Annotated in this window: 13 protein-coding genes; 8 read left to right on the plus strand and 5 right to left on the minus strand. The window is 66.4% G+C overall.

The features are described from left to right. Positions 1 to 9 precede the first annotated feature (9 nt). Positions 10 to 1,821: an AMP-dependent synthetase/ligase gene (locus tag ACWDXS_RS05455; protein WP_449962327.1), complete on the plus strand. Its 1,812-nt coding sequence runs from the start codon at positions 10 to 12 to the stop codon at positions 1,819 to 1,821. Between the two features lie 134 nt (positions 1,822 to 1,955). Beyond that, a complete protein-coding gene (locus tag ACWDXS_RS05460) occupies positions 1,956 to 3,113 on the plus strand; it encodes a fatty acid desaturase family protein (RefSeq protein ID WP_387444992.1) in 1,158 nt (385 codons plus the stop codon). Positions 3,114 to 3,531: 418 nt separating this feature from the next. Here ACWDXS_RS05460 and ACWDXS_RS05465 read toward each other — a convergent pair whose 3' ends face one another. Next, positions 3,532 to 4,713 carry an epoxide hydrolase family protein gene (locus tag ACWDXS_RS05465; protein ID WP_449962330.1) on the minus strand — a complete coding sequence of 394 codons (1,182 nt, stop codon included), beginning with the start codon at positions 4,711 to 4,713 and terminating at the stop codon, positions 3,532 to 3,534. A gap of 81 nt (positions 4,714 to 4,794) precedes the next feature. Here ACWDXS_RS05465 and ACWDXS_RS05470 point away from each other — a divergent pair, with 81 nt between their 5' ends. The 4 genes from ACWDXS_RS05470 (at position 4,795) to ACWDXS_RS05485 (ending at position 8,842) form a co-directional block, all read left to right on the plus strand. Then, the gene (locus ACWDXS_RS05470; RefSeq protein WP_449962333.1) at positions 4,795 to 5,370 is read left to right on the plus strand and encodes a CGNR zinc finger domain-containing protein; all 576 of its coding nucleotides are present in this window, start codon (positions 4,795 to 4,797) and stop codon (positions 5,368 to 5,370) included. A 179-nt stretch (positions 5,371 to 5,549) separates the two neighbouring features. Further along, positions 5,550 to 6,953 carry an FAD-dependent oxidoreductase gene (locus ACWDXS_RS05475; protein ID WP_449962336.1) on the plus strand — a complete coding sequence of 468 codons (1,404 nt, stop codon included), beginning with the start codon at positions 5,550 to 5,552 and terminating at the stop codon, positions 6,951 to 6,953. 36 nt (positions 6,954 to 6,989) lie between these two features. Continuing rightward, positions 6,990 to 7,190: a hypothetical protein gene (locus ACWDXS_RS05480; RefSeq protein ID WP_449962339.1), complete on the plus strand. Its 201-nt coding sequence runs from the start codon at positions 6,990 to 6,992 to the stop codon at positions 7,188 to 7,190. A 29-nt stretch (positions 7,191 to 7,219) separates the two neighbouring features. Further along, positions 7,220 to 8,842 carry an AMP-binding protein gene (locus ACWDXS_RS05485; protein ID WP_449963429.1) on the plus strand — a complete coding sequence of 541 codons (1,623 nt, stop codon included), beginning with the start codon at positions 7,220 to 7,222 and terminating at the stop codon, positions 8,840 to 8,842. 21 nt (positions 8,843 to 8,863) lie between these two features. Here the strand turns inward: ACWDXS_RS05485 and ACWDXS_RS05490 are convergent, their stop codons facing one another. Then, positions 8,864 to 9,526, minus strand: coding sequence for a TetR/AcrR family transcriptional regulator (locus tag ACWDXS_RS05490; protein WP_378991774.1), 663 nt, complete (start codon positions 9,524 to 9,526; stop codon positions 8,864 to 8,866). Next, positions 9,523 to 9,843: a hypothetical protein gene (locus ACWDXS_RS05495; RefSeq protein ID WP_387445000.1), complete on the minus strand. Its 321-nt coding sequence runs from the start codon at positions 9,841 to 9,843 to the stop codon at positions 9,523 to 9,525. Before ACWDXS_RS05495 ends, ACWDXS_RS05490 begins: the two co-directional genes overlap by 4 nt. Positions 9,844 to 10,075: 232 nt before the next feature. Here ACWDXS_RS05495 and ACWDXS_RS05500 point away from each other — a divergent pair, with 232 nt between their 5' ends. Next, complete coding sequence (locus tag ACWDXS_RS05500) at positions 10,076 to 11,260, plus strand: LLM class flavin-dependent oxidoreductase (protein ID WP_449962344.1); 1,185 nt, start codon at positions 10,076 to 10,078, stop codon at positions 11,258 to 11,260. A 2-nt stretch (positions 11,261 to 11,262) separates the two neighbouring features. Then, the gene (locus ACWDXS_RS05505) at positions 11,263 to 12,339 is read left to right on the plus strand and encodes an alcohol dehydrogenase catalytic domain-containing protein (RefSeq protein ID WP_449962347.1); all 1,077 of its coding nucleotides are present in this window, start codon (positions 11,263 to 11,265) and stop codon (positions 12,337 to 12,339) included. Between the two features lie 41 nt (positions 12,340 to 12,380). On the opposite strand, the gene ACWDXS_RS05510 is transcribed toward ACWDXS_RS05505, so the two are convergent. Next, positions 12,381 to 13,154: an SDR family NAD(P)-dependent oxidoreductase gene (locus tag ACWDXS_RS05510; RefSeq protein ID WP_449962350.1), complete on the minus strand. Its 774-nt coding sequence runs from the start codon at positions 13,152 to 13,154 to the stop codon at positions 12,381 to 12,383. A 73-nt stretch (positions 13,155 to 13,227) separates the two neighbouring features. Beyond that, complete coding sequence (locus ACWDXS_RS05515) at positions 13,228 to 14,058, minus strand: SDR family NAD(P)-dependent oxidoreductase (RefSeq protein ID WP_378991767.1); 831 nt, start codon at positions 14,056 to 14,058, stop codon at positions 13,228 to 13,230.

Here is a 14,058-nt window from a genome sequence, read left to right on the forward strand (position 1 = left end):
GGCCCTGTGATGCATGAGTTCGAAGCCCCGGCTTCCTACACGATTCCCGAGCACGCGAACAATTCCGACAGTGTGTTCCTGCACGCCGAGCACTCGCCCCACACGGTGTTGTTCAACGTCTCCAACGGTAGCGGCGGACTCACCGATGTCACCGCGGCCGAGTTCGCCCGAACGGTCACCGACGTGGCGAAGGGCCTCATCGCGTCGGGTATCGAACCCGGTGACCGGGTAGCGATCATGGCGCCCACCCGCTACGAGTGGGTCGTGCTCGACCACGCGATCTGGGCCACCGGCGGCTGTACCGTGGCCATCTACGACAGCTCCGCCGCCGAGCAGGCCAAGTGGATCCTGCAGGACTCCGCGACGAAACTGCTCATCGTCGACAGCGACCAACACCGCCGAATCATCGAGGAGATCGACGACCGCGCCCTGCCCGACCTGCGAGAAATCCTGCAGATCGACAAAGGTGCCGTCGCGGAATTGACCACGCGCGGCGCCGACCTCGACGACGCGGCCGTACACACCCGCCGAGCCGAGGTCGGCGCGAGCTCCCCGGCCACCCTGATCTACACCTCGGGCACCACCGGACGCCCCAAAGGCGTGATCCTCACCCACGGAAACCTCTACGCCGAGTCGAAATCCGACCGAATCGCGCTGGGGGAGTTCGTCACCGCGGGCAACAAGACACTGATGTTCCTGCCGCTCGCCCACGTCTTCGCGCGCGCGGTGACGCTGGCCGCGCTCGACGCCAAGGTGGTCGTCGCGTTCAGCTCCGACTGGTCCACACTCGTCGACCAGTTCGGCAGCTTCCGGCCGCATTTCATCCTGGCGGTGCCGCGAGTGTTCGAAAAGGTCTTCAACGGCGCCAAGCAGAAGGCGCACGCCGGCGGCAAGGGAAAGATCTTCGACCTGGCCACCGAGACCGCCATCGCCTGGAGCGAATCCCAGGACACCGGCGGCCCCGGAATCGTCCTCGGACTGCGCCACGCCCTGTTCGGCAAACTCGTCTACCGCAAGCTGCGCCTGGCGCTCGGCGGACGATGCGAGGCGGCGGTATCCGGTGGTGGACCGCTCGGCGCGCGGCTCGGTCACTTCTTCCGCGGCGTCGGGATCCCCGTCTACGAGGGCTACGGACTCACCGAGACCACTGCGGCGATCACCGTGAACACCCCGGCCGATACCCGGGTCGGCACCGTCGGACGCCCGACCGAAGGCCACGCCGTCAAGATCGCCGACGACGGCGAACTGCTGCTACGCGGCCCTGTCGTGTTCCACGAATACTGGGGAAACCCACAGGCCACCGACGACGCCTTCGCCGACGGCTGGTTCCAGACCGGCGATCTCGGCAGCATCGACCGCGACGGCTACCTCACCATCACCGGCCGCAAGAAGGAAATCATCGTCACCGCGGGCGGAAAGAACGTCTCCCCGGGCCTGATGGAAGACTCGCTGCGCGCCCACCCGCTGATCAGCCAGGCGATGGTGGTCGGTGACGGCCGTCCGTTCGTCGGTGCCCTGATCACCCTCGATCCCGAAGCGCTCCCGGCCTGGAAGCAAAGCCACAACCTGCCCGCCGACACCACGAACGAGGCTCTGATCGACAACCCGGATCTCGTCGCGGAGATCGATGCGGCCCTCGCCGACACCAACAAGAAGGTGTCCCATGCCGAGGCGATCAAGAAGGTCCGCATCCTGCCCGTCGACTGGACCGAGGCCACCGGCGAACTGACACCGAAGATGTCGCTCAAGCGAGCAGAGGTCATGAAGAAGTACGCCACCGAGGTGGACAAGATCTACGAACCCGCCGCCAGTAGTCACTGACACCCATTCCGGCACTTCCGGCTGTTACGTCTAACTAAATACCGCGCACAGTACCGAACCAACCCCGTCGAGTTCGTATTCTCACCTGGACCGCGCCCGGCGCGCGGCACCGGAACAGGGGTTGAACACAGCAGATGGCTATATCTGACGTCGAGGCGTACACGCATCTCTCGCCGACCGACATCGAAGAGTTCGGGCAACGCCTGGACGCGTTGCGCAGACAGATCGAATCCAGCCTGGGTGAACGCGACGCGAAATACATCAAGACCGTCATCCGCGTTCAGCGAGCATGCGAGATAGCCGCCCGGCTCGTGCTGATCGACTCCGGTCGGAAAAGCAGTTGGTGGTGGGGGACAGGCCTGCTCACCTTGTCGAAGGTGCTCGAGAACATGGAGATCGGGCACAACGTCATGCACGGCCAGTGGGACTGGATGAACGACCCGGAAATCCACTCCACCACCTGGGAATGGGACCATTCCATGCCCGCCGCCCATTGGAAGGAAGCGCACAACTACCGCCACCACGTCTTCACCAATGTGCTCGGGCTGGACCCCGACGAAGGGTACGGGCTGCTCCGCATCACCCGTGACCGGCGCTGGCGTCCGTATCACCTGGGCAACTTCGTCTACCTCGTCCCGGTGTCACTGCTGTACGAGCTGGGTATGTGCGTGTACCACCTGGAGATCCCGCGCGTGCTGGCGGGCAAGAAGGACAAGAAGAAGTTCCGGCAGGCGCGCGACGAAATCGCCCAGAAGGCAGGTAAGCAGCTGCTCAAGGACTATGTGATCTTCCCGGCGGTAACCGGTCGGAACTGGAAATCGACGATCCGCGCGAACGTCACCGCCAACCTCACCAAGAATGTGTGGGAGCAGATCATCACCTTCTGCGGACATTTCCCCGACGGCGCGGAGAAATTCACCAAGCGCGATATCGAGGGTGAGACCCGTGGCGAATGGTATCTGCGCCAATACCTGGGGAGCGCGAATATCGACGTCGGTCCCCTGATGCGCATCCTTTCCGGCACGCTCAGTCATCAAATCGAACACCACCTGTTCCCGGACCTGCCGAGCAACCGGCTGCCCGAAATCCAGCGTGAAGTGCGCAAGCTCGCGGCCGAATATCGCCTGCCGTACACCACCGGCAGCCTGGTCCGTCAGTACGCGCTGACCCTGCGCACCATCGCCAAACTGTCGTTGCCCGATAAGTACCTCACCGCCGATGCCGACAACGCACCGGAAACCAGCTCCGAAAAGGCCACCGAATCGCGCCGACTCACCCCCGTTCTGGTCTGATTCTCCTTGGCGCACCGCATTACGGCGAAAGGCGATGCGGTGCGCCATCCAGGCACCTTCCATAGTTTCGTCACTGTGACGAAATGGGGGCGGGGAAGTGGGAGGGGGAGTGCCGGGCCTCGGGCAGCCGACTCGGTTTGCCGAGGATGCGGGCCCAGAGTCGCCGATGAGCACATTCAGGGCGAACGGTCATGAATCGGCCGAACCGAGAATTGTCCGGATTCGTCAGCTTTCCTTCGATGTCCCAAAATGTGGCTGATCGAGCTCGCAAGTACCGAAGCGTCGGCGCACGCGCGGCAATGCAGAGAAGCGACAGTGAGCGCCTGTCAGCATGTGATGCAACTAGGCGTGCACCGCAAAGCAACTGCAAAAACCCCTTCCGACAGGCCGCCTTCAAACGCCGATAATGCACATTATGTCAAGTAGTCACTACCCTGGCGGCCAGCACAGCTGCGAGACCTTCCCGCAGGTCCTTGACGAAGTACTCGGGAACCTCCAGCGACGGGAAATGTCCCCCGCTGTCGGGCGATCCCCATCGGACGATCTGCCGGTACCGCTCTTGCGCCCAGACCCGCGGGCACTTGTCGACGTCACGTGGATACATGGTGATTGCCGATGGAACGTCGACACGAAGTTCGGGGTCGAGCGAGTTGTGGCTTTCGTAGTAGATACGAGCGGCCGATGCGCCGGTCCGCGTGAGCCAGTACAGCGTGACGTTGTCGAGAACCCGGTCAATGGAAATCGTCTCGAACGGGCTGTCTTCGGTGTCTGTCCACTCGGCGAACTTGTCGAGGATCCAGGCCAGGAGTCCGACCGGTGAGTCGACGAGCGAGTAGCCGATGGTCTGCGGTCGGGTCGCCTGCTGCTTCGCGTATGCCGCGCGGTGCCGCCAGAAATCGCGAGTCTCCTCGGTCCAGGTGCGCTCGGTGACTGTCAGCCCGTCCGTCGTCAACCCGGGCGGTGCCTCGGCGAACGTCGAGTGGATGCCGAGAACATGCGCCGGGAATCTGCCACCGAGAACCGTGGTGATATTGCCTCCCCAGTCGCCGCCGTGAGCCAGGAACCTGTTGTAGCCGAGCCTTGTCATCAGCTCCACCCAGGCGGCCGCGATCTTCTCGGTCCCCCAGCCTGTGGTGGCCGGTTTGTCGCTGTAACCGAACCCGGGCAGCGAGGGAACGACAACGTGGAACGCCGACGCGTCCGCGTCCTGCGGATCCGCCAACTCGTCTACTACATCGGTGAACTCGGCGATGCTGCCCGGCCAGCCGTGCGTCATGATCAGCGCGGTGGCATCGGCGCGCGTGGATCGGCGGTGCAGGAAGTGGATTTCCAGACCGTCGATGGTTGTGCGGAACTGGCCGATCCGGTTGAGGCGCTCTTCGAACGACCGCCAGTTGTATTCGGTGCGCCAGTAGTTCACGACCTCGACGAGGTCGGCGAGCGGAACCCCCTGCTCCCATCGGCGCGAGTCGGGCGCGGCGCGATAGACAGTCTCGGGCTCCGGTAGTCGTGCCGCGGCCAGTCGTGCGCGCAGATCGTCGAGGTCGGTGTCGGGTGCGTGGGCTTCGAATGCTTGGACGTCGCTGATCGGATTGGGCACGAGACCTCCTGCGATTGGTGAACCGTCTTAGACGGTTCTAACATGACGATATGTCAGCGCGCAACCAGCTAAGGTGGTTCCATGCATGCTGAGTTCCCTGACTTCCGCCTCGGCACTGTGCTGGCGACCAGCTTCACGGCGACGCTGACGGAGCGCTCCGGCGACGCGGTAGAGCGCATCCCGACGCCGCAGCGGCTCGTCGACTGGCTGACGGTGAGCGGCCTGGCCGTGAGTTCCTGCACCACCGCCCAGCTCGCACTCGCACGGGAATTGAGGGAGGCGATTCATCTCGCCGCGACCGCGACCGCGATGCACGACACTCCCCCGGCCTCTGCAGTCCGAGTCATCAACGACCGCAGCATTCAGGGCCGCGCGTCAGCGGTCCTGACGCCCGAGGGCAATCGGCACTGGCGACTCAACTCGGATTCCCGCGTCGACGACGCGCTGGGTGTCATCGCCGCCGACGCGATCAGCATCCTCGCCGGCGAGCGCGACGGAAAATTGGCCTTGTGCGCATCGCCGACCTGTCGAGCCGCCTTCTTCGACACCAGCCAGAGCCGCACCCGCAAATGGTGCGACATGAACACCTGCGGGAATCGTCAGAAGAAGGCGCGCTTCAATGATCGGAAAGCAGGATTACCCGTAGCGAGCAGGTAATCAGCGGCCGGTCTCCCGGTGGATGGACACTCCCCCGTCCGACGTGCGCGAGAACTCCTAGCGTGCGCAGCACAGTGGATGGGAGTTGTCATGAGCACACACACTTCGGTAGCACCCGTCGATGCGGGCGATGTCGGGCAGGTCGACTACGAAACCGATGTTCTGATCGTGGGATACGGGTGCGCGGGTGCGCGGGTGCGGCAGCGGCGCTCGAGTCGTTTGCCGCGGGCGCCGATGTCATCGTGCTGGAGAAGCTGAGTGGTGGCGGCGGGTCGTCCGCGCTGTCGGGCGGCGAGATGTATCTGGGCGGCGGCACCGAGATCCAGCGGGCCTGCGGGTTCGACGACACCGCGCAGGATATGGAAGCGTTCCTGCTGGCCGCGCTGGGACCGGACGCGGACCGGGAGAAGGTCGGCCTCTACAGTCGTGAGAGCGCACGGCACTTCCAGTGGCTCGTCGACCACGGCGTCCCGTTCAAACCCTCGTTGTGGGACTCCCCCACGTGGGTGCCGCCCACTGATGACGGTCTCATGTGGATGGGCGAAAAGGCTTGGCCCTTTGCTGATCTCGCGAAGCCGTCGCCGCGTGGGCACCGGGTCACCTCCGACGGTTTCGGTGGCAAGGTGCTGATGCAGAAGCTGTTCGAGGCCGTCGCCGCGACCGCGGTGGCAGTGCACACCGACACCAACGCGATCCGGCTCGTCACCGAAGCCGGACGTGTGGTCGGTGTCGTGGCGAAGCAGTACGGCCGGTACTACACCTACCGTGCTCGACGTGGCGTCGTCTTGACCACAGGCGGGTTCGCCGACAATGCCGCGATGGTGGCTCAGCACGCACCGCAACTGGTCGGGCTCGGTGTCAACAGTGACGGCGGTGACGACGGGCGCGGCATCGTGATGGCACAGGCTGTGGGCGCCGCGGTGCGGCACATGTCCGCCGCACAGGTGGGGATCTCGCTGATTCCGGGGATGATGGTGCGCGGCATGATCGTCGACGACCTCGGTAGGCGCTTCATCAACGAGGATGTCTATCCCGGGCTCGTCGGCCAGGCCGCTCTGTTCAAGCACGGCCTGAAGGTGTGGGTGATCCTGGACGAGCAGGCCTACGAGGAAGTGCCGGAGAACGAACGGTGGGGCGTACAACCGCATTTCGTGGCCGAGACTCTCGACGACCTCGAACAGCAGATCGGCATGCCGCCCGGCGCGCTGGCGACGACGGTCGCCGAATACAACCGGCACGCGGCTGACGGGCAGGACCCTTACTTCCACAAGGCGGCGCACTGGCTGCGGCCGCTGCGGGCACCGTTCGCCGCGATCGACGTCCAGCGCGGCATCGCCCCGCCCGAGTACGGCGAAGCGGGCCGTGGCGGAGCTGAGGTGTTCACCATCGGTGGACTGCACACCACGGTCGACGGCCGAGTCCTCGACTTGGACGGCGCACCGATCCCGGGTCTGTTCGCCGCGGGCAGGGCAACGTCGGGCCTGCATTCGTGGGGCTACATCAGCGGCACGTCGCTCGGCGACGGCACCTTCTTCGGTCGCCGCGCCGGTGTCGCCGCGGCCACGCCGCCCGCTGGGTCCTGAACCGAGTCGGCGGCTACCGAAACGGGGAGTCTCACCATGGCGATCGTCGAGCCGGGCAGTACCTGGGCGCCGTTCGGGCAGCGCTTGGCCACCACCACGAACGAGCGGCACCGCACGGTGCTCGGAATGGCACGCCGCAGCAACGTGCTCGAATCCGAGTTGGATCGGCTGGTTGTCGATGATCATTGTGTGGTGAACGAGGGTTTCCTGACACTGATCTACGCGGGGTCGGAGTGACGGGCGCGCGCCGGGCGGACATCGCGACCATGCTGCTCGACCGGCTCGGCGACCAGCGGCTCGGCCTGCGCACCCGCGACGCCGAGTGGAGCTGGGATGCGGTGGTCCGGGAGTCGGCTGCCCGTGCGGAGCTTGCCCGCACCGTGCGCCGCGACGGCCCGTTCCATATCGGGGTGCTGTTGGACAATGTGCCCGATTTCGTCTTCTGGCTGGGCGCGGCGGCTTTGGCGGGTGCGACGGTGGCGGGTCTCAATCCGACCCGGGGCGACGCCCAATTGGCTGCCGATATCGGGTATGTCGACTGTCAGTTGATCGTCACCGATGCCGCGGGGATGGCGCGGCTGCGGCAGCTGGATCTCGATCTGGCCGGGGATCGGTTCCTGCTGGTCGATGATCCAGGCTATGGCGCCCGGATCGATGCCTGCCGGGTGCCGCCTGCGGCGGTGGGTGGGCCGGACTCGTTGCTGCTGTTGCTGTTCACGTCCGGCACCACCGGTGCGTCGAAGGCGGTGCGGTGCACTCAGCGCCGTCTGTCGGTGGTTGCCTACGCGGCGACGGCGAAGTTCGGGCATGTGCGCGGGGACGTGGACTACTGCTGTATGCCGCTGTTTCACGGCAATGCGATCATGGCGTTGTGGGCGCCTGCGTTGTCGGTCGGTGCGACGGTCTGCCTGACGCCGAAATTCTCTGCGTCGCAGTTCCTTCCGGATGTTCGGTACTTCGGGGCGACCTATTTCACCTATGTCGGCAAGGCGCTGGGGTATCTGCTGGCCACGCCCGAAACCGCAACGGATTCCGACAATTCGCTGGTGCGCGGATTCGGTACCGAGGCGTCGGTGGCCGATCAGGACGAGTTCCGGCGCCGTTTCGACGCGCAGCTGTTCGAGGGGTACGGCTCCAGCGAGGGCCCGAGCCTGGCCGCCCTGGATCCGGCCGCGCCGCCCGCTGCGCTCGGCAGGCCGGCGCATCCCGGTGTGGCGGTGGTGAATCCTGATTCGTTGCGGGAGTGCGCACGGGCCGAGCTCGACGAGTACGGCCGGGTACTCAACCCTGATGAGGCCATCGGGGAGATGATCGACAAGGCCGGTGCGCTCGCGTTCGAGGGCTACTACAAGAACGAGGTCGCCGACGCCGACCGTCTGCGCAACGGCTGGTATTGGACCGGGGATCTGGGCTATATCGACACCGGTGGATTCCTGTACTTCGCCGGTCGCAAGGGCGACTGGATCCGGGTGGACGGCGAGAACACCTCGGCGCTGATGATCGAGCAGGTTCTGCGCCGTCATCCCGCTGTCATCGCCGCCGCCGTGTTCGGGGTGCCCGATCCGCGTTCGGGCGATCAGGTGATGGCCGCCGTCGAGGTCGCCGATCCGGGTGGTTTCGATGTCGACGCGTTCACCGAATTCCTCTGTGCGCAATCCGATCTCGGCGGCAAAGGTCTCCCCCGGCTGCTGCGCGTCTCGGCGAATCTTCCGGTGACGGGGTCGAACAAGGTGCTCAAACGCGAACTGCAAGAGCAGGCGTGGCGCACCGATGAACCGGTGTACCGGTGGGTGGGGCGTGGCCGGCCGGTCTACGGGCGCATGACCGAGGCGGACCGGCGGTCGGTGGAGTCGGAGTTCGCCGCGCACGGCAGGCAGCGCATGCTGTGACCAGCTCGCGCCTGCGAGACCTCAGGTGAGTAGCCGGATCAGGCCGCCTGCCAGGTAGGTCACCTGGTCGTCGAAGAAGTGGACCAGGTCGTCGGCGCTGGGGATCGCGCCGCGGCGGTGGTTCCATTCCTCGGCGCGGCTCAGTGCCTGGAGGAAGACCATGAGCGCGGTGGCCCAGCGCTGTTCGAGCCGGATGGGGTCGGTGTCGGGAAAGGTGCGCCGGACCTGGTGCAGCAGGACCGCGCGGAGGTCTTGTTCGGCGGCGTCGAGCGCGGGGTGGTTCTGTGCCGACATCTGGGCGACGATAGCGATCCAGCGCATGCCGCGCGTGCGGTGGCGCGAGAGCAGTTCCCGGTACGGGTCGGTGACGGCGCCGACGAGTTCGTCGACGGTCGGCGCGTGCTCGCGGCCGGCGAGCGCGTCGACGTTGGCGCGGATGCGGTCGCGCACACCGGCTCCCAGGTCCAGCAGCACCGCGGCCAGCAGGTCGTCTTTCGTGCCGAAGTGGTAGTTGACCGAGGCGGGGCCCAGCCCGGCGGCGGCGTTGACCGCGCGGACCGAGACCGCGTCGACGCCGTGGGTGGCGAAGAGTCGCTCGGCGGTCTTCACCAAACGCGTGCGCGTCGCGTTTCCTTGGCGATTGGCGACCGGAGTGGTCGGATTCGTGTCGACTGTGCCGGTCATAGGGTCTGCCAGCGGCAGTGCGCGCGGACGCTCAGGCCGGACTCGTCGAACCAGCCCTGGGCCAGGGCGTAGTCGAGCATGGCGGTGAATCGTTCCCGCCAGGTCAGGTCGGCGCCGAAGTGGTCGCCGAGTTCGTCTTCGAGGCGCTGGGTGCTCAGCCACACGTGGGTGCCGTCGAATTCGCCCCAGCCGAGGAGTACATCGTGGAGGCGCACTGTTTCGGGTGTCGCGTGGACGAGTACCGACAGCGAGTCGAAGTCGGTGGACTGGGCCAGCGTGACCGGTGGCTTCCGCCGCGGATCGATGTCGAGAAACATGGTCGGACTCCTCGCGAATCGGCGCCGGTGACCGCCGGGAAAATTGGATCAACTGATCCAATCATCGACATCTGACACGGCCGGTGTCAACAGTCGGATCGGTTGCTTCTTCGGTGAATCGCAGCCTTTCCCGCTGATCGGGAGAAGCACTTCTGGATCAGTTGATCCAAGTCGAAGCTGAGGACGACGCCGTGAGCCCGCTCACCGCACCGTTTCGATGAGGAGACGCACCATGTGGAGCCCCAGTTCGATCAGATTCGGCGCCTTTCTGGCTCCCTATCACCCGCTCGACGCCGACCCAGCCCTGCAGCTGCGTCGCGACATCGACCTGATGGAGCACCTCGACCATCTCGGATTCGATGAGGCGTGGATGGGCGAGCACCATTCCACCGGCGCCGAGATCGTGCCCGCGCCGGACCTGTTCATCGCCGCGGCGGCCGAACGCACCCACCGCATCCGGTTCGGTACCGGGGTGGTGTCGCTGCCCTACCATCACCCGCTGGTCACCGTCGACCGCATCACCCAACTCGACCTGCAGACCCGCGGCCGGGTCATCTTCGGCACGGGGCCGGGCAAGATCCCCCTCGACGCGCACATGATGGGCATCAACCCATCCGATCAGCGCCGTCGCCAGGGCGAAGCACTCGAGGCGATCCTGGGGCTGCTTCGTGGCGATGTCGTCGATATGCAGACCGACTGGTTCACCCTGCGCGATGCACGGGCCCAGCTGCCCACCTACGACCCGGCCGGTATCGAGGTGGCGACCGCGTCCACCATCTCCCCGAACGGATCGGTCCTGGCGGGAACGCACGGACTGTCATTGCTGTCACTGGCCGCGGGTTCGCCGACCGGTTTCGCGGCGCTGGACCGCAATTGGGGCGTCTACGAGAAGACCTGTGCCGAGCACGGTCATCTCGCCGATCGGGCGAACTGGCGGCTGGTCACCCCGATGTTCTTGGCCGAATCGCGCGCCGATGCCGAGCGCGCGGTCTCGCGGCGCATCGGGTCCATGGCTGCTTACGTCAACCGGCAGACCGGGCAGCGCCCGGGCTGGGCGCGGACCTCTCACGGGATCGTCGAGCAGTGGCGCAACGACACGCTCGGTGAGTTCGGGCAGGCCGTCATCGGCACACCGGACGAGGCCATCGCGCAGATCCAGCGGTTGATCGACAAGACCGGCGGATTCGGCACGTTGCTGATCCTGCACGTGGACATGGCCGATTGGGAGGACACCAAACGCAGCTACGACCTGTTCGCCTCCGAGGTCGTGCCGCACTTCAAGAATCGCAATGCCGGACGCCGGGCCAGCCTCCAGTTCGCCGAGGATCACCGCGAGTTGCTGATCGGGCAGTTGGTCACCGCGATCACCGAGGCCACCACCGACTACTACGGCGCCGACGCCGTGACGGGAGCGTGAGGATGCGCGCCGTGCGATTCCTCGACGGAGAATTCACCGTCGGCGAGGTACCCGAACTGCCCGAGACCGGTCCCGGCCAGGTTCGCATCGCGGTGGCTGCCTGCGGAATCTGTGGCAGTGACCTGTCGGTGTCCAAGGATGCGTGCCGCTTCGTCGAAGTCGCCGAGGCGGGCGGGTACCCGCTGGCCACGTTCGACACCGAACGACCGGTGGTGCTCGGGCACGAGTACGCCGGGGTGATCACCGAGCTCGGTGCCGGGGTCACCGATTTCGCGGTGGGCGACCGGGTGGCGGGTTTCGGCTTGGCCACCGATGCCGCGACCGGTATCCCGACGATCATCGGCTACTCCAACACCTACCACGGGGCGTTCGGTGAGGCGATCATCGTCGATGCCTGCTGGGTGCGCGCAGTCCCCGACGACCTGCGACTGGACCATGCGACCCTCGCCGAGCCGCTGCACGTGGGTGAGATGCACGTCCAGCAGTCGGGGCTCACCGCCGCGGACTCGGCGCTGGTGATCGGTTGTGGGACCATCGGTTTGGGCGCCGTCGTCGCGGCCAAGGCTCGTGGCGCGAGGGTGGTGATCGCCTCCGAGCCCTCGCCTCGGCGCCGGGAACTGGCGACGCTCATGGGCGCCGACATCGTCGTCGATCCGACCGAGCAGAATCCCATCGAGGTGTGGAACGCCCTGGTCGCCGACGCCGGCTCCGTTGTCGGTGCGGCCGCGAACGGAATCCTGATCGCCTACGAATGCAGTGGGCGTGCCGGGATACTGAACGAGCTCACCCATCAGATGCCGTTCAATTCGCGGATCCAGGTGCTCGCCGCCGGATTCACGGCCGAAACCATCACCCCGGTCGTGCCCCAATTCCGGCGCATCGCCGTCAATTTCGGTCACGGGCCCTACCAGGACGCCTATGACATCACGCTGCGGCGGCTGGCGGCCGGGTCGATCGACGCGGAGGCGATCATCACCGCGCGCGTGGATCTCGGCGGTGTCGCGGACGCGTTCACGACCCTGCGTAGCCCACAGGATCACGTGAAGATCATCGTCCGGCCCGGTCTTTCCGCGGACTGACCCCCACCGTACGCGGGCAGACCGGGTCTGCCCGCGTCAGTTCAGATGCCGAAACCGCCGGAAACCGACAATTGCTGACCGGTGATGTACCCGGCCTGTTCGGAGGCCAGGAACACGCAGGCGGCGCCGATGTCGGCCGCCGTGCCCCATCGCTTCATCGGCACGAAGCGGCGGGCTTCGGCCTCCCAGGCCGCGTCGACCACGCCCGTGGCTTTCAGCTCGAGGAACATGCCTGCCTCGATGACGCCGACCAGCACTGAATTGGCGCGGATATTGTGCCTGCCTTCCTCTTTCGCGATGCCGCGGACCAGCGCCTCGTTGGCGGCCTTGGGCAGCACGGACAGACCGTCGAGCCGGGGCCACCACCGGTCACCGGCGGAGCCGAGGTGGATCACCGAGCCGCCGCCGTGTTCGCGCAGATGCGGCAGCACGGCGTGCACTGCGGTGAACATGCCGAGCGCTTCCACCTCGATCGACTGCCGGTAGCGGTCGGGTTCGGTGTCGGCGAGGGTGATCTGGTCGACGACCGGGCCGGCACCCCATACGAGCGTGCGGATCCGTCCGTGCTCGGCGATCACCTCGGCGATCACCCGGTCGACGGCGGTCGCGTCGCGGACATCGACCTGATGGGCACTGGCCCGCACGCCGAGCGCACGCAATTCGGCCACGGTGGTCTCGGCCACGGATTGTTTGCTGCGGTAGCAGATCGCCACGTCACCGCCCGCCCGTGCGAAGTCCGCGGCGACGGCGCGGCCGAGGCCGCCACTGCCACCGAAGACCAGTGTGACACCGTCGAGAAGAGTCAGTTGCATCATGGGGGAAAGCTAGCGGCGCCGTGTCTTTCGCCGCATGCGGGTCTCCCGCCCAGCGGGAGCCACGACTGCCGCCTCAACGGACGCCGAAGAGCGCGCCGCCACCGAATGCCGCGCGATGCGAGACCGGTTGTCCGCCATCGATATCGGTGATCCCGTAGTCGACGGCGGCCTCGGCCGTGATCACCGTACTGCCGCTGCGCGCGCCGACCTCGGGATCGGTGGCCAGGGCCAGGACGACCCGGCCGACGAATTCCGGTGTCTCCGCGCCGGCGATCGGGAACCCCTCGATGTCCTCGACACCCAGTGCCAGGACCTGCTCGGTACGCACGATGCCGGGCCACAGCGACAGCGTGCTCACGCCGGTGTCGCGCAGTTCTACGGCCATGTCGGCCGCCATCTTGTCCAGGCCGGCCTTCGACATTCCGTACAGCACCGAGTGCAGGTAGCCGCGGGTGCCGAACGAGGAGATGTTGGCGATGACGCCGCTGCCGCGAGGCACCATGAGCCGTGCCGCTTCGACCGAGGCCACGTAGTGCGCCCGCAGGCCGACACCGATCAGGGTGTCCCAGTCGGCGACGGGCCGTCGCCAGAACGGATCACTGAATCCGGCGAAACCGTCGGGATTGGCCCAGACGTTGTTGACCAGCAGGTCGAGCCCGCCCTGCTCGGCGGTGATGCGAGTGAACACCGCGGCGATCTGCGCGTCGTCGCGGTGGTCGCAGCGCACGGCGATGCCGGCGCCACCCCGAGCGCTCACCTCAGCGGCCGCGACCTCCAGGGGGCCGCCGTCACCTTCGGTGCCGCGCCCGGTCAGATACACCGTCCAGCCTGCTGCGCCCAGTGCCAGCGCGATTCCCTTGCCGACGCCACGGCTGGCGCCGGTCACCAGAGCGATCTTCGACAT

It is taken from the genome of Nocardia sp. NPDC003183 (assembly GCF_053590715.1).

What these genes read in the sequence shown, in the direction of transcription:
- ACWDXS_RS05480 (WP_449962339.1), top strand. Translation starts at nt 6,990, where the DNA reads ATGGCGATCGTCGAGCCGGGCAGTACCTGGGCGCCGTTCGGGCAGCGC.
- ACWDXS_RS05510 (WP_449962350.1), bottom strand. Translation starts at nt 13,154, where the DNA reads ATGATGCAACTGACTCTTCTCGACGGTGTCACACTGGTCTTCGGTGGC.
- ACWDXS_RS05460 (WP_387444992.1), top strand. Translation starts at nt 1,956, where the DNA reads ATGGCTATATCTGACGTCGAGGCGTACACGCATCTCTCGCCGACCGAC.
- ACWDXS_RS05500 (WP_449962344.1), top strand. Translation starts at nt 10,076, where the DNA reads ATGTGGAGCCCCAGTTCGATCAGATTCGGCGCCTTTCTGGCTCCCTAT.
- ACWDXS_RS05455 (WP_449962327.1), top strand. Translation starts at nt 10, where the DNA reads ATGCATGAGTTCGAAGCCCCGGCTTCCTACACGATTCCCGAGCACGCG.
- ACWDXS_RS05495 (WP_387445000.1), bottom strand. Translation starts at nt 9,843, where the DNA reads ATGTTTCTCGACATCGATCCGCGGCGGAAGCCACCGGTCACGCTGGCC.
- ACWDXS_RS05505 (WP_449962347.1), top strand. Translation starts at nt 11,263, where the DNA reads ATGCGCGCCGTGCGATTCCTCGACGGAGAATTCACCGTCGGCGAGGTA.
- ACWDXS_RS05490 (WP_378991774.1), bottom strand. Translation starts at nt 9,526, where the DNA reads ATGACCGGCACAGTCGACACGAATCCGACCACTCCGGTCGCCAATCGC.
- ACWDXS_RS05485 (WP_449963429.1), top strand. Translation starts at nt 7,220, where the DNA reads ATGCTGCTCGACCGGCTCGGCGACCAGCGGCTCGGCCTGCGCACCCGC.
- ACWDXS_RS05515 (WP_378991767.1), bottom strand. Translation starts at nt 14,058, where the DNA reads ATGTCGAAGATCGCTCTGGTGACCGGCGCCAGCCGTGGCGTCGGCAAG.
- ACWDXS_RS05470 (WP_449962333.1), top strand. Translation starts at nt 4,795, where the DNA reads ATGCATGCTGAGTTCCCTGACTTCCGCCTCGGCACTGTGCTGGCGACC.